The sequence below is a fragment of the Chitinophaga sp. sic0106 genome (genome assembly GCF_019219075.1).
GTDB lineage: Bacteria > Bacteroidota > Bacteroidia > Chitinophagales > Chitinophagaceae > Chitinophaga.
This window is the reverse complement of the sequence record NZ_JAHUWJ010000002.1, coordinates 199,295-217,832: the sequence shown is the minus strand read 5'-3', so window position 1 is coordinate 217,832 and position 18,538 is coordinate 199,295. Positions and strand designations below refer to the sequence as shown.

Sequence of the window (18,538 nt, the reverse complement as noted above, 5' to 3'; positions counted from 1 at the left end):
CGAAAATTATAGCAATTATGTCAATCAACAATGGCACTATCACCCAATTCAAACATGTAAGTTATTTGTGGGATGCTGAAAAAGCCGCATCCATGGCGGGTGACGAAGTTGCCCTCCTCATCTACCGCTCTAACCTGCTCGGCGCTGATCTGCGACTGACCAACTACGGCGGCGGCAACACCTCCTGCAAAGTAACAGCCACCGATCCATTGAGCGGTGCTGAAACGGAAGTAATGTGGGTGAAAGGCTCCGGCGGTGACCTCGGCACGCTTAAGAAAAGCGGCCTGGCAGCGCTGTACGTAGAAAAACTGCACCAGCTGAAAAATATCTATAAGGGTAAACAAATGGAAGATGAGATGGTAGAACTGCAAAACTACTGCATCTACGACCTCCAGTCCAAAGCCCCTTCCATAGATACCACCCTGCACGCTTTCCTGCCTTTCAAACACATCGACCACCTCCACCCGGATGCAGCCATCGCCATTGCTGCGGCAAAAGATGGTAAACGCATCACCCAGGAGCTGTTTAACGGTACCATCGGATGGGTAGAATGGCAGCGCCCCGGCTTTGACCTGGGTCTGAAACTCGCCCAATGCCTCGCTGAAAATCCAGGCATCCGGGGTATCATGCTCGGCTCCCACGGCCTCTTCACCTGGGGGGATACCGCTTATGAAAGCTATATCAACACCCTGGAAGTGATCGAACGCTGCGCTGCATTTATCGCCGAAAACGAAGGCGCAAAACGCCCCGTATTCGGCGGACAAAAATCAGCGCCCCTGCCTGCGGCCGACAGATCCAAACAAGCCGCCACACTGGCACCGGTGCTGCGCGGATTCTGCTCCAGCTACACCAAAATGATCGGCCACTTTACCGATGATAAACGGGTACTGGAATTCACCAACTCCAACGACCTGGAACGCCTCGCACCGCTGGGAACCAGCTGCCCGGACCACTTCCTCCGTACCAAAATCAGTCCGCTGGTATTGGAAATAGCCGCAGACACAGATCTCTCTAATACAAAAGAAATTAAAGAAAAGCTGGCACCGCAGTTTGAAGCGTACCGTAAAATGTATGCCGACTACTACGAAACCTGCAAACATGCCAACAGCCCAGCCATGCGCGACCCTAACCCGGTGGTGATCCTATGGCCAGGCGTGGGTATGTTTACCTTCGCAAAAGATAAACAAACTGCCCGCGTAGCCGCTGAATTCTATATCAACGCCATCAACGTAATGCGCGGCGCTGAAGCCATTTCGTCCTATACATCCCTGCCACGCCAGGAAGCATTCGACATCGAATACTGGCTGCTCGAAGAAGCGAAGCTCCAGCGCATGCCTAAGCCTAAACCACTCTCCGGCCGCATTGCCCTCGTTACCGGCAGCGCCGGCGGTATCGGTAAAGCTATCGCCCAAAGGTTCGCCAACGAAGGCGCAGTAGTTGTCATCTGTGATAACGATGCTAATCGCCTCGAAGTGGCCAACGCCTCCTTCGAAAAACAATATGGTAAAGACGGCTTCACCGCACACCTGATCGATGTTACCGCTAAAGACAGCGTAGTAGCCATCTTCCAGCATGCGGCCCTCACCTTCGGTGGTGTGGACATCGTAGTAAACTGCGCCGGCCTCTCCATCTCCAAACCGCTCGACGAGCATACAGAGGCCGATTGGGACCTGCTGTATGATGTACTTGTAAAAGGCCAGTTCCTCGTTACACAGGCAGGCGTAAACATCATGCGCAAGCAGGGTGTAGGTGGTGATGTACTCAACATTGTATCCAAAAATGCACTCGTATCCGGCCCTAACAACGCAGCCTACGGCTCCGCAAAATCCGCACAGCTGCACCTCAGTCGCCTCAATGCCGCTGAACTGGGCGCCGATCGTATACGCGTAAACGTAGTAAATCCTGACGCCGTAATCTCCGATAGTAAAATCTGGGAAGGCGCCTGGGCACAAGGCCGCGCAAAAGCTTACGGTGTGAAAGTGGAAGACCTGCCGGCATTCTACGCCAGCAGAACTTTGCTCAACGAAATCATCCTGCCGGAAGATATCGCCAATGCATGCTTTGCCTTTGTAGGCGGCCTGCTCAACAAAGCTACCGGCAACGTGCTGAACGTAGACGGTGGCGTGGCCATGGCTTTCGTAAGATAATCACCTAAATCCCGTAGTATGCCCAGGGTAGCATCTAAAATGAAACTCTTCAAAGGCTTTGAAGCTGAATATAAAAAACGCCACGATGAACTGTGGCCGGAACTGCACGCCCTGTTAAAGGAAAATGGAATAAGCAATTATTCCATTTTCCTTGATCATGATACGAATTACCTGTTCGCCCAAATGGACATTGAAGACCCGCAGGCGTTACAAAATCTGCCGGATCATCCGGTGATGAAACGCTGGTGGGCCTATATGAAAGACATTATGGAAACCAACGAGGATAATTCTCCTGTGAGTTTTCCATTAAAAGAAGTATTTTTTCTGGCCTAAAAACACTACACGTTATGGATATTGAGAAATACCAGATTGAAGCGTATAACGAACCACTGTTGGCCGCGCATGGTAAGGCTTTCGATTATATCGCCTCCACCGTGCCTAACGCTGCTGCTATTATCGACAAGCTACGCGCCTTCCAGATAGCCATCCCCAGCTGGGCACTCGGCACCGGCGGTACCCGCTTTGGCCGCTTTCCCGGTGGTGGTGAACCACGTAACCTGGAAGAAAAAATCTCAGACATCGGTATGCTGCACGCCCTCAACAGATCGAGTGGCGCCATTTCCCTGCATATTCCCTGGGACATCCCTTCCAATCCATCCCATATTAAGGCCTTAGCTGCCCAGAAAGGGATCGTATTTGATGCGATGAACTCCAATACTTTCCAGGACCAGCCAGGTCAGACACTGAGCTATAAATTCGGTTCCCTGCAACATGTAGACGCTGCCACCCGCAAACAGGCCATCGACCATAATATCGAAGTAATCAACTACGGTATCGAACTCGGTTCCACCTCACTCACCGTGTGGTTGTCCGACGGCTCCTGCTTCCCAGGGCAGCTCAACTTCCGTAAGGCCTTCCAGAACACCCTCTCCGGCCTCCAGGAAGTATACAAAGCACTGCCTGAAAACTGGAAAATGTTTGTGGAATACAAAGCCTTTGAGCCTAACTTCTACTCTACTACTGTGGGCGACTGGGGCCAAAGCTACCTGTACGCCAGCAAGCTGGGTCCGCAGGCGTATACCCTGGTAGACCTGGGCCACCACCACCCGAATGTCAACATCGAACAAATCGTTTCGCTGCTGCTCATGGAAGGAAAACTCGGTGGCTTCCACTTCAACGATTCCAAATATGGCGACGATGATCTCACCGTAGGTGCGATCAAACCTTACCAGCTATTCCTTATCTTCAATGAGCTCATCGAAGGTATGGACGCCAGAGGCATGGAACATGCCACTGACCTGGGCTGGATGATCGACGCTTCCCATAACGTTAAAGACCCGCTGGAAGACCTCCTGCAGTCCGTGGAAGCGATTATGATCGCTTATGCACAGGCGCTGCTGGTAGATCGTAAGGCCCTCACAGAAGCGCAGCTGCAAAATGATGTGACCCGTGCACAGGAGATCCTGCAACAGGCATACCGTACAGACGTTCGTCCGCTGGTAGCCGAAGCACGACTGCTGGATGGCGGCGCATTACAGCCGCTGGCAGCCTTCCGTAACGGTGAGATCAGAAAAAATCTCATCAAAGAAAGAGGCGCCGTGAGCATCGCAACCGGATTATAAAGAAACCCAATACTCAAGTTCAGCCATTCATGCGTTGGCCCCAAATCCTTGAGGCATGAAAAAGATTCCCGTTATAGTCGTATTCGATGTTGGTAAAACCAACAAGAAACTGTTCCTGTTTGATGAACAGTACCAGCTTATTTTTGAAAGAACAGCCCGATTCAATGAAACAACAGATGAAGACGGAGATCCATGCGAAAACCTCGAAAGTCTTCGCCTGTCTGTGTTTGATTCCCTGCGTGAAGTTTTCAAAAAGAAAGAGGTAGAGATCAAAGCCATCAACTTCTCCACTTATGGGGCAAGTTTTGTGTATGTAAATGAAGATGGTAACCCGCTTACCCCCCTTTATAATTACCTGAAACCCTACCCTGCCGCCTTGCAGCAGCAGTTTTATCAGGATTATGGGGGAGAAGATATTTTCTCTGTGCAAACAGCCTCGCCCGTACTCGGCAGCCTCAATTCAGGCATGCAGCTATACCGGCTCAAGCATGAACGCCCGGACGTGTTCCGCTCCACCCGCTATGCGTTGCACCTGCCACAATATATGAGCTACCTGCTCACCGGCCAGGCCGCCACCGACCTTACCAGCATTGGTTGTCATACCAACCTCTGGAATTTTGGAGAGAATAAATACCACCAATGGGTACATCAGGAAGGTATATACGAAAAGCTGGCACCGGTAATGCCGGCCTCCCAGGTGTTGCCAGCACTGTTTCCAGGAGGAGGCTACCAGATAGGCACCGGCCTGCACGATAGCTCCGCAGCACTGATCCCTTACCTGGTATGCTTTCATGAGCCGTTTATTCTACTGAGCACCGGTACCTGGTGTATCAGCCTCAACCCGTTTAACAACTCCCCGCTCACCGCTGAAGAGCTCCGCCAGGACTGCCTCTGCTACATGACCTACCAGGGTAACCCGGTAAAGGCGTCCCGACTCTTTGCAGGCTATGAGCACGAGCAGCAACTGAAACGCATCTCCGCACACTTTGGTCAGGCCGCCATGAAATACCGGCATATGGACTACCAGCCGGCTATTACCTTGCGACCGGCGGGCAACTTCGCTGACCGCGACCTCAGCATCTTCACAGATGATACGGAGGCCTACCACCAGCTGTTATTTGACCTGGCCACGCAACAATACCACGCCACCCAACTGGTGATGAACAATGGTGGTGTAAAACGCATATTTGTAGATGGAGGATTCAGCAAAAACCAGATTTATATGAACATGCTGGCCATGCTGTTTAACGGGATAGAAGTCTTTGCCGCTTCCATGGCACAGGCAACGGCTATGGGCGCCGCTTTGGCCATTCACCATTCCTGGAATTCAAAGATGATTCCGAATGGGATTATAGAATTGAAATACTATGCTGGTGGCCTTCCCACCATGGCGGAATAAATAATACCTGATCCTAAATTTTAGGATCAGGTACAAAGTTTAAAAAGGCCTGCTTATTAGCGTCGTAGCGCTTCCGGTCGATCCGGTAATAAAAGGCTCCTTTCTTGGAGTTCAACTTATCTTTATCTGCCAGTTTCACCAGCAATTTGGTGGACAGTATTTTGCGGGAGAAATTACCTTTATCAAATTCTGAATTGTATACTGATTCATACAACTGCTGTAGCTGCGGGATCGTGAATTTGGAAGGCATCAGTTCCAGCAATAACGGGTGCAGTGCTGCTTTATAGCGTAGTTGCTCCTTGGCTTTATTCACCATCAGCTGGTGGTCGAAAATCAGTTCCGGATGTTGATTGATAGGAAACCAGACAGCGTGGAAATCTTCATGCAGGTGCTGCTTGAATTTCTGCAGGTCTATGAGCGCCGTGTAGGCAACTGATACGGTACGTTCTACCGTGTCCCTCTGCGGGTGACTGAAGGTATGCAGCTGCTCCATATAGATGCCATCGAGGCCGGAAAGTTTTTTGAGAATCCTTGCTGCGGCAGCGTCAGCACTCTCATCGGGTTGAACGAACCCTCCTACCAGGCTCCACTCTCCTTTTCTTGGCTGAAACCCGCGCTGGATAAGTAACAGCTTGAGATCCTGCCCGTCAAATCCGAATATAATACAGTCCACTGCCAGGAGCATCCTGGTTTGTTGCGAGTACTTTTTCATAACTGAATTAAAAAGGGATCATCTTCCCGTGCAGCAAAGATAAGTGATTGCTTCGGGGGAAGATGATAAATTATTTGGGGTGATAGTCGTCATTTTTGTGGTGGATACCGGAGGAGCTAATGAGCTGAAGTCCTTAGCTGCTCCGGGTTTATCCCGAAGGTAAACCTGGAAAAACTGACCGTAATCATGGCCCTGTTTATATGTTATCCCGGTTCTTCCAGATATTAAACAGTACTAATCCTACCGCTAACACCAGGAAAATACCCCCGGTAATCAATGTTATTCTAAACTGGCGGCGCTCCAATAAAAGCTGCTCTTCCGGCGGTAATTCCCGCCGTCTTTCGTTTATATCCTGCTGCATATCAAGCAATATCAAACCACCGGTGATAAAGGCAATAAAAATAGCAACTACGAAAATTGTCCTATAAATTAAGCCGGAAGCAAGTAAACAGGCAAAGATGAGCAGCAGCGCGGAAATACCAAGGAAAGCAGTTTTTTTCATAAGTGAGGTGATCATTTCTAATAGCAGAGGGACCTTTGGCCCCTCTGCTGTTCCGCTCTTTCGCCTTCGGGGAAAGAGCGGAATACTTAAAATACCAAACCACTCAAAGATCGCTACTATTAACGAAAACTCGCATCATTCCACCTGATTTCATTTTCAAACTGGCGCAGCTGTGTATCCTGGTCGATCAGCAGCATTTCAATTCCGGCGATACCGGCAAAGTCCTGCAGCTGGGACGAAGTCACATTTTGACTGTAACAGGTATGGTGTGCGCCACCTGCGAGTATCCAGGAGGTGCAGGCGGTTTTCATATCCGGATAAGGCTTCCAGAGTACGCGTGCAACCGGCAGTTGTGGCAGCTCTCTTGGAGGTGCTACGGCCTGTACTTCGTTTACCACGAGGCGGAAGCGGTTACCCATATCTACCAGGGAAGCATTGAGCGCTTCACCAGGAGCAACGTTGAACACAAGGCGTACCGGATCAGCTTTACCACCGATACCCAGCGGATGCTTCTCACAGGAAGGTTTGCCGGCAGCGATGGAGGAGCAAATTTCCAGCATGTGCGCACCCAGTACCATTTCATTGCCTGGTTCAAAGTGGTAGGTATAATCTTCCATGAAGGAGTTACCGCCAGGGAGCCCATGGCCCATCACTTTCATTGCGCGTACCAGGGCAGCTGTTTTCCAGTCGCCCTCACCGGCAAAGCCATAGCCTGCCTGCATAAGGCGCTGTACGGCAATACCCGGCAATTGGATCATACCATGCAGGTCTTCAAAGGTATCAGAGAAACCTTTGTAGTTACCCGCTTCCAGGAAGGCTTTCATGCCCAGCTCTATCCTGGCGGCATCGCGCAGGGCGGGGTCCATGAGCAGGTTACCCGAAATCGTATAGGCGTCCGCGTATTCTTTTACCAGGTTATCCACTTCACCATCTCCGATCTGGTTGATGACATGTACGAGGTCCCCGATACCATGGGTATTACAGGAGAAACCGAACATGGATTCAGCTTCCACTTTATCACCGTCGGTAACGGCTACAAAGCGCATGTTATCGCCGAAGCGTACGTAGCGGGCGCCTTGCCAGTCGTTCCAGCCGGCGGCTACACGTGCCCATGCTCCCAGTTCTTCCAGCACATCAGCATCCTGCCAGTGACCGGTGATTACTTTGCGGTTCATGCGCATGCGACTCATCATAAAACCAAATTCACGGTCGCCATGGGCGCTCTGATTCAGGTTCATGAAGTCCATGTCAATAAACTGCCACGGGATATCGCGGTTGTATTGGGTATGCAGGTGGCAGATAGGCTTGGATAAGGCTTTGAGGCCGCGTATCCACATTTTCGCCGGTGAAAAGGTGTGCATCCAGGTGATCACGCCGATGCAGTTTTTGCTCACGCTGGCCTCCATACACACGTTGTAAATTTCTTCCGGTGTGGTGACTACCGGCTTGTATACCACGGTAACGGGCATACGTTTATCGTTACTTAAAGAAGCGGCAATTTCCTGGCTGTGTGCAGCTACCTGCTTCAGTGTTTCTTCTCCGTAGAGGTGCTGGCTGCCTGTAATGAACCAGAGTTCGAGTGTTTTCAGGTTGATCATAACGTATGAATTTATTGCCCGTAGTAGGAGTTAGGTCCGTGCTTACGTTCAAAATGTTTGCGAATAAGTGCATCTTTTAGTCGCGGTGCGTTGCGGTTGATGCTTTCAGTGAGTTGCGCCATTTGTGCGATGGACTCCAGCACGGCGCTGTTGTACACTGCTTTGGCGGCGGTTTTGCCCCAGGTAAAGGGGGCGTGGTTGCCTACGAGCACCATTTCAATATCGTGGTAGGTAAGTCCTCGTTGGGTAAGTGCATCCATGATCTGGAAGCCGGTTTGGTATTCATAGTCGCCGGCAATCATTTCGTCGGACATTGGAGCGGCGCAGGGAATATCCACGGTGTTGTGATCGGCGTGGGTGGTGCCGAAGAGCGGTATGTCGCGCTGACTCTGTGCCCATGCAGTCGCATAGGTGGAGTGCGTGTGTACGATACCGTTAATACCTTCCCAGTGTTTGTATAACACAGCGTGGGTGAGGGTATCGGACGATGGCCGGAGCTGACCGTCAACGGTTTTACCATCAAAGTCGACGATGACCATTTTGTCGGGCGACAACTCCTCGTACGGTACGCCGCTGGGTTTGATAGCGAAGAGGCCTTTGCTGCGGTCGGCAGCGCTCACGTTGCCGAAGGTGAAGATCACCAGGCCTAGCGCAGGCAGCTGCATGTTGGCAGCATATGCTTCCTCACGCAATGTCTGATAGGGCTGCATGTGCTTTGGTTTTAGTAAGTGTAGCGGTGAATTCGCCCAGTGCTTTGTAGCGCTGGTATCTTTTTGCGTATATGCTTACCCGTGAGTGATCCGGGAGGTATTCTTTTTCAAAGCCTTGTCCCATGGCTTCCATGGCGTCTTCCACTTTGCTGTACACGCCAGCGGCGGTGGCGGCAAACATGGCGGCGCCGAGGGCGCAGGTTTGTTCGGAGCGGTGGATGCGGATTGGCATGTTCATCACGTCTGCCATCATCTGCATGATGAAGGCAGATTTTTTGGCTACGCCGCCTATGCCTATCAGACCTTTCACGGGCACGCCTTCTCTTTCAAAGCGCTCCACGATGGCTTTGGCGCCAAAGCAGGTGGCCTCGGCAATGGCGCGGAAGAGTCGCGGTGCATCTGTGGCCAGTTGCAGGCCGGTGATGCTGCCTTTGAGTTCCTGGTTGGCGTCAGGAGTACGGCGTCCGTTGAGCCAGTCGATGGCCAGTTCACTGGATTCTTCCGGCGGGAGCAGGGCTGCCTGGCGGGAGAGTTCCGGAATCATCTTATCCAGCAGCGTTTGTTTGAGGTGGGCAGCTTCGGGTGTGTCGGGCAGGAGGTGCTGCAGTGGCCAGGCCAGCACGTTGCTCAGCCAGGCGTAGCAGTCGCCAAAGGCCGACTGCCCCGCTTCCATACCCATCATGCCGGGTATTACCGATCCGGGCACTTGTCCGCAGATCCCTTTTACCAGTGTATCGTTTACCTCTTCCATGGGGGCTACCAGCATATCGCAGGTAGAGGTACCCATTACTTTGGAGAGATGGTATGGTTCTATCTGGCCACCTACTGCGCCCATGTGGGCGTCAAAGGCACCGATACCCACGGTAACGGATGTACGCAGTCCCAGGCGTTCGGCCCATTGGGGCGACAGCTGTCCGGCGGCTTCACTGCTGGTGTAGGCTTTATCGAACAGGCGGGCGCGAAAGCCTGCCAATAGCGGATCTATGGCGGTAAAGAATTCTTCCGGCGGCAGTCCACCGAATTCGGCGGCGTATAGAGCTTTGTGACCGGCGCTGCAGATGCCTCTTTTGAGGTCCGCGGCATTGGTGCCACCGGTAAGCAGAAACGGAATCCAGTCGCAGTGCTCCACCCAGCTATGGGTGGCCTTACGTACCTTTTCATCTGCCCGAAGGATATGCAGCAGTTTAGCCCAGAACCATTCGGAAGAATAGATGCCTCCCACAAAACGCAGGTAGTTGCCCGGGAAGGTGGCGGCGGTGGCATTTATTTCAGCGGCTTCGCGGATAGAGGTATGATCCTTCCAAAGCACGAACATGGCGTTGGGGTTGTCCTGAAACGCCGGCAGTAGTGCCAGTGGCGTACCCGTGGCGTCCACGGCAACTGGTGTGGAGCCGGTGGTATCAACCGAAATAGCTACTACGGCGGCAGCCACCTCGGGCCCTGCCTGGGCCAAAGCTTTACGGATGCCTGTTTCCAGGCCTTCGATATAGTCGAGTGGGTGCTGGCGGAAGCGGCTTTCTGCGGCGTTGCAGTAAAGGCCTTGCTTCCAGCGGGGATAGTGCACTACAGCGGATGCCACCTCGTTGCCGTTGCCGGCGTCTACTACGATGGTGCGGACCGAGTCAGTGCCGTAGTCAACTCCTATCACATATTGGCTGCTCATATTAATTGTTTGTATGACAATTATAAAAATGGGTATATATTTTTTACTGTAAAATCCCTGGAACCTTCGGTTCCAGGGATTTTACAGTTTTGGTGGCACCGCAGGTGCCACCAAAACTGTAACTAAATGACTATTGCAACGTCAGCTCCACCACAGAAAACGGCGGCAGCTTCACTGCCAGCGTACCACTCTTAAGGGTAGCACCATTGAAGGCCACCGGCTTAATGCGGTCAGGGCGGGAAAAACTGTTATAATCCTGCAGTTTGGCGGAGGTCAGCACACGGCCGCTTACGTTTTTGTAAGCAGCATTTTTCGTGTCTATCGTGATCTCCTGCGTTTTACCGGCATCAATGTTTACCAAAGTGATATGGGAGACACCATTTTTATCTTTGGAAGCGGATACCGATACTGCCGGGAGTTTTTCTTTGCCATACGTATAGTCGTTGGCGTGAACCGTCATTGGAATCAGGGTAGCATCCTGGTGCACTTTGTACATTTCCATTACGTGGTAAGTGGGTGTCAGGATCATTGTATCTCCCTTGGTAAGAATAACAGACTGCAGCACATTGATTGCCTGGGCCAGGTTGGCCATGCGTACCCTGTCGGCGTGGTTATTAAAGATATTGAGGGTAGATCCTGCCAGCACGGCATCGCGCATGGTATTTTGCTGAAAGAGGAATCCCGGGTTGGTGCCTTCTTCCACATCGTACCAGCCACCCCATTCGTCTACCACTAAAGCTATTTTTTTCTTTGGATCGTACTTATCCATGATGGCGCTGTGGCGGGTTACCAGGGTGTCCATAAACAGGGCCGAACGCATGGAAGCGAAATATTGCTCTTCATTGAATTTCACCGCAGGACCTTTGCCTTCCCAACGGATCACCGCATAGTGGTGCAAGGCAATCCCTTCAATAAGTCCTTTCGGAATGTTGCGCATCAAGACTTCCGTCCAGTTGTAATCGGAAGAGTTGGCGCCGGATGCAATGCGGAAGAGTTTACCACCGCTGTTGCTCATAAAGGTGGCATATTTACGGAATTCATCTGCATAGTATTCTGCACGCATATTACCACCGCAGCCCCAGGCTTCGTTGCCAATACCCCAGTACTTCACTTGCCAGGGGGTGGCCCGGCCATTGTTGGCCCGTAAATCCGACATCGGGCTTTTTCCCTTGAAGTTGGTATACTGTACCCAGTCGCTGAGCTCCTGCACGGTACCGCTGCCCACGTTGCCCGATAAATAAGGCTCCGCACCCAGCTCCTCACACATATTCAGGAAGTCATGCGTACCAAAACTGTTATCTTCTGTCACATTCCCCCACCAGGTGTTTACGATGGTAGGCCTTTTTGCCTGCGGACCAATACCATCTTTCCAATGGTAAGTATCCGCAAAGCAACCGCCCGGCCAGCGCAGGTTGGGAATATTTAAGTTTTTAAGTGCGGCAATTACATCTTTACGTACACCGCTGCTGTTGGGGATATGTGAGGTATCACCCACAAAAAAACCGCCGTAAATGCAGTTGCCGAGGTGTTCCGCAAAATGTCCGTAAATATCCCGGTTGATCACCGGACCGGTAGAATCAGTAATAAAGCTGGCTTTGTTTTGCGCACTGGTGGCCTGCCATGAGAGCAGCAAACCCATTATACCCAGGCGGAAATAACGAAATTGTTTCATAACGAGGTATTACATGTTTATCATTGACGACGTGGACCGTCCTATACTCAAAAAAACAAATTAATTGTCAGATTAACAATTATTAACTGGAAAATATTTTACCGTTCATAAAATTACCCCTACCGGGGTTTCGGGAGGATATACGGACACCGCGAAAACCCCATCTTTCCTACAAACGATGGCGTTCAGCACTGAACTCAATCTGGTAACACTACCCCACATGATAATCCCCCATTAATTTCCCCATTCACCCTGTCATTTCTCGAACCTTTCCCTTAATTTCAGGTTCTATTAAGAAACGAGCGCCAGGAATGAAGACACTAACGCGTTTGTGCCTGTTACTGCTGATCACCGCAGCCGCACAGGCACAGCAAAAAAAGGAGTATACGAAAATGTTCAGGTTGTATGAAGACAATGACTTCATCAACTTCACCAGTTTTGACAACGACGAGGCGTATACCAACGGCACCCGCTTCGACCTCTTTTACCAGCCTAAAGAGCGGTCGCGCTCCATCATGGACTGCTGGATGCCGAAGGCGGGAAAAGCCAGTGTGAACACCTATGGATACGGTTTTATGCAAACGATGTTCACCCCGTCCCGGCTGATGACGCCAGACCCGGACCCTGCTGACTTTTACTACTCCGGTGGATTGTTCGTGACACATACCCAGCACTCCTCCAACCCGGAAAAAAAATACAACATACAAACGGAACTCCTGCTGGGCGTAATGGGCCCACCTGCACTGGCAGAATCAACCCAGCGCCTTATCCACAGCATTATGAATTATCGCAAGCCGGCCGGCTGGGACAAACAACTCAAAACCGACCTGCTGCTCAACCTCAATATAATTGTAGAAAAGGAACTGGTGGCCGCAGGCGATTACCTCCAGGTGAGCGGCGGCGCCCAGGGATTCCTTGGCACCATGGTAAACGGCATGGCCGTCTATTCCAATATCCGCATTGGCCGCATGACGCCCTACTACAATGGTTATATCCAGCAATACAGCTCCGGGGATAACTGGCAATTATATGGCACCATACGTCCGAGCCTGTCCGCCAACTTCCACAACAGCCTGGTGAGCGGAGGGTACTTTAGCAGTCTCCCCTACCCAGCTGCCCAGCCGGCGGACGAAAGACCGTTCGCACAGCATAAGATCCTGCCCCGGCTCGACGTCAGCATTGCCGCCAGCATTCAGCGGTGGGGCTTTTCCATCTCCCAGAAAACAACTACGCCAGTGGTAAATGGGCTGTCGGATATGGAGACCGGAAATTTATCAATCTATTATTCATGGTAAAGCCGCCATACTGGCGGCTCCCCGATAAGATCTCCTCCTTCTCCCAAAAAATCAATTGATTACAGTAGGGATATTAGCGGGGACTTTAGCGAGGAGCCGCCAGCATGGCGGCTCTACAAGATTTTGTTCCACTTTAATTTTACTGCCTGCTGATGCGGCCAGTGCTCAACCTGCCCTCATTGTTGAGTATCAGCAGATAATTTCCACTGCTCACATCCGACAATGGCACCGTATAAGTATGCTTACCTGCAGGCAATTTACCACCCACAATATGGCGGATAAATCTTCCGCTGACATCATACAAATTCAGGGCTACACGCGCAGGCTGCTTAAGGGTAAACGAAACCGTGGTCTGAAGGCCGGCAGGATTCGGATAGATATCCAGCTGCTCTGTAGTAGTAACTGCCAGCTTCGGCGTAGCAGCCAGCATGGCGCTGCCGGTAATGGCATCCAGCGAACTACCAGTAATCGCCTGCACTTCGGCATAACTGTTCCATAAGTTAGTGCTGTTACCATGACCAACTATTCGTACATACTTACCCGTTAGGGCTGTGAAGTTGAACGTTTCCAGCGCAGTGGAGGTACCGCTGCTTACAAGTCCGGTGGCTACCGTGGTAAGGCTACTGGTATCATTTCCCACCTTCACATCAAATGTGCTCGTACGGGTATTACCGCTGAAGAAGGCGATTTTAACCCCTGAAACGCTTTGCGCTGTACCGAGGCAGAGCTGTATCCACTGGCCATTACCACTGGCAGACCAGCGCGTGTTCAGATCCCCGTCCAACACATTGGCAGGCACGTTCCCATCGTCCGCACTGGCGATCACGGGCACACAGGGGGTGGTACCGGTTACTACCTGCACTTCGGTAAAGCTGTTCCAGGCATTTACGTTGTTGCCATGGCCTACAATGCGTATATATTTTGCAGATACCGGTGTAAAACTGAACGTTTCCAGCACCCTGGAAGCACCGCTGCTGGTGAGGCCGGCAACTACCGTACTAAAGCTGCTGCCGTCGTTGCTGGCAAGCACGTCGAAAGTACTGATCCTGCTGTCTCCATTGTAGAAAGCTATTTTCACCGCTGAAACCGACACGATGTTATCCAGGCAAAACTGAATCCATTGGCCGTTGCCACTGGCGGACCAGCGGGTGAGCGTATCCCCGTCCAGCACATTGGCGGGCACATTGCCATCATCCGCACTGGCGCTGGCAGGCACGCAGGTACCCACGGGGGTGTCGGAGCCGTTTACGCCTACCATAGTGCCATCCAGGATGCGGGCAGTTACCGCGGCGGTGGACACTTCGTCCGCACCAATATCAAAGGTGCCACTGCGCGATTGGCCATCCATATCCGTATTCAGTGTACTATAGCTGCCAGTAGCCGCATTAATGGCCGGGCTGCCGCTCTGAATGTGGAAGGTACCGGTGGCATCCCTTGCCAGCAAAGGATTACCGGTAGTATAGGTACCGGAAGGCACCGCTCCTGCGCCACTGGTGCTGTACAAAATATTTCCACCCCAGGTAGCATTCGTATAGGGGCCGGCGATAGAAGCAGCTGCACCACCGCCCTGAATGATATTGTTTACGAAGGTAGTATAGGTGGCGCCTAAACCACCGCTGCGGCCAGCTTGTACATAATTGGTAGCACAATTCACGAGGGTATTGAATGCAATCACGCAGCGGTCCGGCCGGTCATGACTGGTCAGCGCGGCACCATCAGCCACCTCTCCATCGCCATTCCCGATGTTTATACCGGGACTACAATTTTCGAAATGGTTACTGTATACTTTGTGGTCATCTCCGAAGATGCGGATACCCTGCGTGTTCAAAAAATAGTTGCCATACACGTTACAGAAATTACCGTGTCGCAGGGTAAACTGTGAAACGCAATCCCTGATAGTGTTGTAGCGCAGTGTTACTGCGGAAGCTTTGATGGAGATCATTTCATTCTCTCCCTCACAACCCTCAAATACATTATACTCTACAATACTATTGGAAGATGATAAGCTCAATCCGCTCAGCCCAAACTGTAATGTTTCAGCGCCATTGGCAGTTTGCGGTTGCTGATCATAAAAATAATTGTGATGGATATGCAGGCGCTGCGCAATCTGGCTGCCACTCCCGCGTACCGCAATAAAGCGGCCCATTGCATTTTTATGCTGAAAGGTATTGTAGTCCACTTCGTGGTCATTACCATTCAGCAGCAGGTTTTCACCATCGCCAGGTGTTTCAAACAGGTTGCGCGTCCAGCGGCAAAAGCTCGTACCAGTGGCCATGGTAGCCTGGCTGGCATTGAACTTAAATTTGAAACCTTTAATGATGATGTACTTCGCAGGACTCACAATATTAATCCCCGCAGTACCATTGATTTCCACCCCACCAATCGTTTGCGCCTGAATGGTAATAGGCTGTGAGGCAGTACCTTGTTTATTGATGGAGATGTCGGTGCTGGCAGTGTATACACCATTGGCAAGGATAATTACATCCCCCGCAACAGCACTATTGATCGCTGTTTGCAGGGCGGATAGAGAACTGACATTAATAGTGGCCGCAGATAGTTGTAACGTGGTAAATACAAACAGGAGTAACAACAGCCACTTGTGGGCACAACGGTTTAACCGTGAGTAGAGAACGGGAATCATTTGGGTGATTTTAAATAATGATAGATTTTGGTTTACACAACAGCGCATTTGTGTGACGGGGACTCACACACTATTCTCATAAAGTGGAACAAAATTTTGTATACTAAAAATAGTAAAAATCCATCGAATTGCAAACGATTGCAAAAATCGGTAATTTTAAACCGTAAGCCTTTACCACAAAGGATTTCAACCACAAAAAACCACTAATACTCCTTTCGCTGTTTACGGTATTTTTTTCACCGCAGCTTTTAAACCCCAATTTTCCTTGATACCAACGGCATCTTTTCTTATACAAACGACATTTTTCCTTATACACACACAAATGGCCATCACCACCATTTATAGTAGTTTTCAGGTTTGGGAAACTGAGAACAAAAGACAAATATCCAAGTATCAATATGAAGAAGTACATTTTATTGATTTCCACGTGGTTGCTATGTTGCTGTATCACCTATGCACAGGAATTAAAATCACCGAATGACCAATTTACCATGAGCTTTAGTTTGCTCCAGGATGGCAGCCCTGCCTACCAGCTGAGCTACAAAGGCAAACCAGTCATCAAACAGAGTACACTGGGCCTGGAACTGAAAAATGATAAACAGCCGCTGCTCCATGGCTTCACCATCTCCAACACCGCCAACGCGCAGGTAAACGAGAGCTGGAACCCGGTATGGGGTGAGGTTAAAACCATCCGTAATCAGTATAATGAAATGGCCGTAACCCTGCAACAACAGGAAACCAACCGCCACATCATTATTCGCTTCCGCCTCTTCAACGACGGGCTGGCTTTCCGCTACGAATTCCCGGCGCAGAAAAACCTGACCAACTTCGTTATCGCAGAAGAAAAATCACAGTTCGCCATGACCGGTGATCATACCGCCTTCTGGATTCCGGGCGACTATGACACACAGGAGTACGATTACACCACCTCCAAACTCTCTGAAATCAGGGGGCTGATGAGCAAAGCGGTTACACCAAATGTCTCTCAAACCACCTTCTCCCCCACCGGTGTACAAACATCGCTGATGATGAAGTCAGCAGACGGTATCTACATCAACCTGCACGAAGCAGCGCTGATCAACTACTCCTGCATGCACCTGGACCTGGACGATAAAAACTTCGTGTTCCAGTCGTGGCTCACCCCTGACGCACAGGGCGCCAAAGGCTATATGCAGGCCCCCTGCCAGAGCCCATGGCGTACCATCATCGTGAGCAATGATGCCCGCGATATCCTGGCCAGCAAAATGACCTATAACCTCAACGAGCCTACGAAAATTAAAAATACCGACTGGATCAAACCAGTGAAATATGTAGGTGTATGGTGGGAAATGATCACAGGCAAATCCACCTGGTCGTACACCAACCAATACCCCACTGTACAGCTGGGCACCACTGACTTTGTACACGCCAAACCAAACGGCACACACGGCGCCAACAATGCCAATGTAAAAAAGTACATCGATTTTGCCGCTGAAAACGGCTTCGACGCAGTACTGGTAGAAGGCTGGAACGTAGGCTGGGAAGACTGGTTCGGCAACTCGAAAGATTATGTGTTCGATTTTGTAACACCGTATCCTGACTTCGATGTGAAAGCATTGCAATCCTACGCTGCTTCAAAAGGCGTGAAAATCATTATGCATCACGAAACCTCCGGCTCCGTACGCAACTACGAACGCCATATGGATACTGCCTATAAATTCATGCGGGAGAATGGCTACGATGCCGTTAAGAGCGGCTATGTAGGTAATATCCTTCCTCGCGGGGAACACCATTACAGCCAGTGGATTTTGAACCATTACCAAACAGCCATCGAAAAAGCAGCGGACTACGGTATTATGGTTAACGCCCACGAAGCGGTACGGCCTACCGGTATCGCACGTACGTGGCCAAACCTGATCGGCAACGAAGCCGCCAGAGGTACCGAGTACCAGGCATTTGGAGGGAATAAACCGAATCACGTAACCATCCTGCCATTTACCCGCCTCGTTGGTGGACCGATGGATTATACTCCCGGCATTTTCGAAATGGACATCGATAAAATCAATCCCGATAACCATTCGCATGTAAACAGTACACTCGCCAACCAGCTGGCTTTATATCTCACTATGTATAGCCCCCTGCAAATGGCAGCCGATTTACCGGAACATTATATGCGATTTAAAGATGCATTCCAGTTTATTAAAGATGTAGCGGTTGACTGGGACGACAGCCAGTACCTGGAAGCAGAACCAGGGCAGTATGTAACAGTGGCGCGTAAAGCGAAAGGCACAGGACAATGGTTCCTCGGCAGCGTACAAGGTGATAGTGCCCGTACCTCCAATATCAGTCTCAGTTTCCTGGAACCGGGTAAAAAATATACTGCTACTATTTATGCGGATGCAAAAGATGCACATTATAAAACTAACCCACAAGCCTATACGATTAAAAAGGTAACGGTTACGAATAAATCGAAACTGGCTACTTATGTGGCACCTGGCGGCGGTTATGCGATTAGTTTTGTGGAAGAGAAGAAATAACTATCTCCTGATCAGGAACAAAAAAAGACAGCCGGCGGCTGTCTTTTTTTGTTCCTGATAT

Annotated in this window: 13 protein-coding genes; 6 read left to right on the top strand and 7 right to left on the bottom strand. The window is 50.7% G+C overall.

The window, feature by feature from the left end; genetic code table 11:
• Nucleotides 1-17 precede the first annotated feature (17 nt).
• The 4 genes from KW844_RS03710 to KW844_RS03695 are packed head-to-tail and all read left to right on the top strand — an operon-like array spanning nucleotide 18 to nucleotide 5,168.
• Entirely contained in the window at nucleotides 18-2,147 is a 2,130-nt protein-coding gene (locus KW844_RS03710) for a bifunctional aldolase/short-chain dehydrogenase (protein WP_218375369.1), read from the top strand.
• An 18-nt stretch (nucleotides 2,148-2,165) separates the two neighbouring features.
• Nucleotides 2,166-2,480: an L-rhamnose mutarotase gene (gene rhaM / locus KW844_RS03705; protein WP_218375368.1), complete on the top strand. Its 315-nt coding sequence runs from the start codon at nucleotides 2,166-2,168 to the stop codon at nucleotides 2,478-2,480.
• Nucleotides 2,481-2,494: 14 nt separating this feature from the next.
• Entirely contained in the window at nucleotides 2,495-3,769 is a 1,275-nt protein-coding gene (locus KW844_RS03700) for a sugar isomerase (RefSeq protein WP_218375367.1), read from the top strand.
• A gap of 55 nt (nucleotides 3,770-3,824) precedes the next feature.
• The gene (locus KW844_RS03695; protein ID WP_218375366.1) at nucleotides 3,825-5,168 is read left to right on the top strand and encodes an FGGY-family carbohydrate kinase; all 1,344 of its coding nucleotides are present in this window, start codon (nucleotides 3,825-3,827) and stop codon (nucleotides 5,166-5,168) included.
• Nucleotides 5,169-5,181: 13 nt separating this feature from the next.
• Here the strand turns inward: KW844_RS03695 and KW844_RS03690 are convergent, their stop codons facing one another.
• The 6 genes from KW844_RS03690 to KW844_RS03665 all read right to left on the bottom strand — a co-directional run bounded on the left by KW844_RS03690 (nucleotide 5,182) and on the right by KW844_RS03665 (nucleotide 12,025).
• Nucleotides 5,182-5,880, bottom strand: a complete 699-nt coding sequence (locus KW844_RS03690) for an NUDIX domain-containing protein (protein ID WP_218375365.1) — start codon at nucleotides 5,878-5,880, stop codon at nucleotides 5,182-5,184.
• 196 nt (nucleotides 5,881-6,076) lie between these two features.
• Nucleotides 6,077-6,382, bottom strand: a complete 306-nt coding sequence (locus KW844_RS03685) for a hypothetical protein (RefSeq protein WP_218375364.1) — start codon at nucleotides 6,380-6,382, stop codon at nucleotides 6,077-6,079.
• Between the two features lie 119 nt (nucleotides 6,383-6,501).
• Entirely contained in the window at nucleotides 6,502-7,980 is a 1,479-nt protein-coding gene (gene araA / locus KW844_RS03680) for an L-arabinose isomerase (RefSeq protein WP_218375363.1), read from the bottom strand.
• A gap of 11 nt (nucleotides 7,981-7,991) precedes the next feature.
• A complete protein-coding gene (locus KW844_RS03675; RefSeq protein WP_218375362.1) occupies nucleotides 7,992-8,690 on the bottom strand; it encodes an L-ribulose-5-phosphate 4-epimerase in 699 nt (232 codons plus the stop codon).
• Nucleotides 8,665-10,353 (bottom strand): ribulokinase, encoded by a 1,689-nt coding sequence (locus KW844_RS03670; RefSeq protein ID WP_218375361.1) that lies wholly within the window; start codon nucleotides 10,351-10,353, stop codon nucleotides 8,665-8,667. The genes KW844_RS03675 and KW844_RS03670 overlap by 26 nt, the downstream gene beginning before the upstream one ends.
• A 130-nt stretch (nucleotides 10,354-10,483) precedes the next feature.
• On the bottom strand, nucleotides 10,484-12,025 hold the full coding sequence (locus KW844_RS03665; RefSeq protein WP_255578198.1) for an alpha-N-arabinofuranosidase: 1,542 nt from the start codon (nucleotides 12,023-12,025) through the stop codon (nucleotides 10,484-10,486).
• 311 nt (nucleotides 12,026-12,336) lie between these two features.
• Here KW844_RS03665 and KW844_RS03660 point away from each other — a divergent pair, with 311 nt between their 5' ends.
• Nucleotides 12,337-13,320, top strand: coding sequence for a lipid A-modifier LpxR family protein (locus KW844_RS03660; RefSeq protein WP_218375360.1), 984 nt, complete (start codon nucleotides 12,337-12,339; stop codon nucleotides 13,318-13,320).
• Between the two features lie 139 nt (nucleotides 13,321-13,459).
• Here the strand turns inward: KW844_RS03660 and KW844_RS03655 are convergent, their stop codons facing one another.
• Nucleotides 13,460-15,961: a discoidin domain-containing protein gene (locus tag KW844_RS03655; protein WP_218375359.1), complete on the bottom strand. Its 2,502-nt coding sequence runs from the start codon at nucleotides 15,959-15,961 to the stop codon at nucleotides 13,460-13,462.
• A 398-nt stretch (nucleotides 15,962-16,359) separates the two neighbouring features.
• Between KW844_RS03655 and KW844_RS03650 the strand changes: the two genes are divergently transcribed.
• Nucleotides 16,360-18,477 (top strand): glycoside hydrolase family 97 protein, encoded by a 2,118-nt coding sequence (locus KW844_RS03650; protein ID WP_218375358.1) that lies wholly within the window; start codon nucleotides 16,360-16,362, stop codon nucleotides 18,475-18,477.
• Nucleotides 18,478-18,538: the final 61 nt, after the last annotated feature.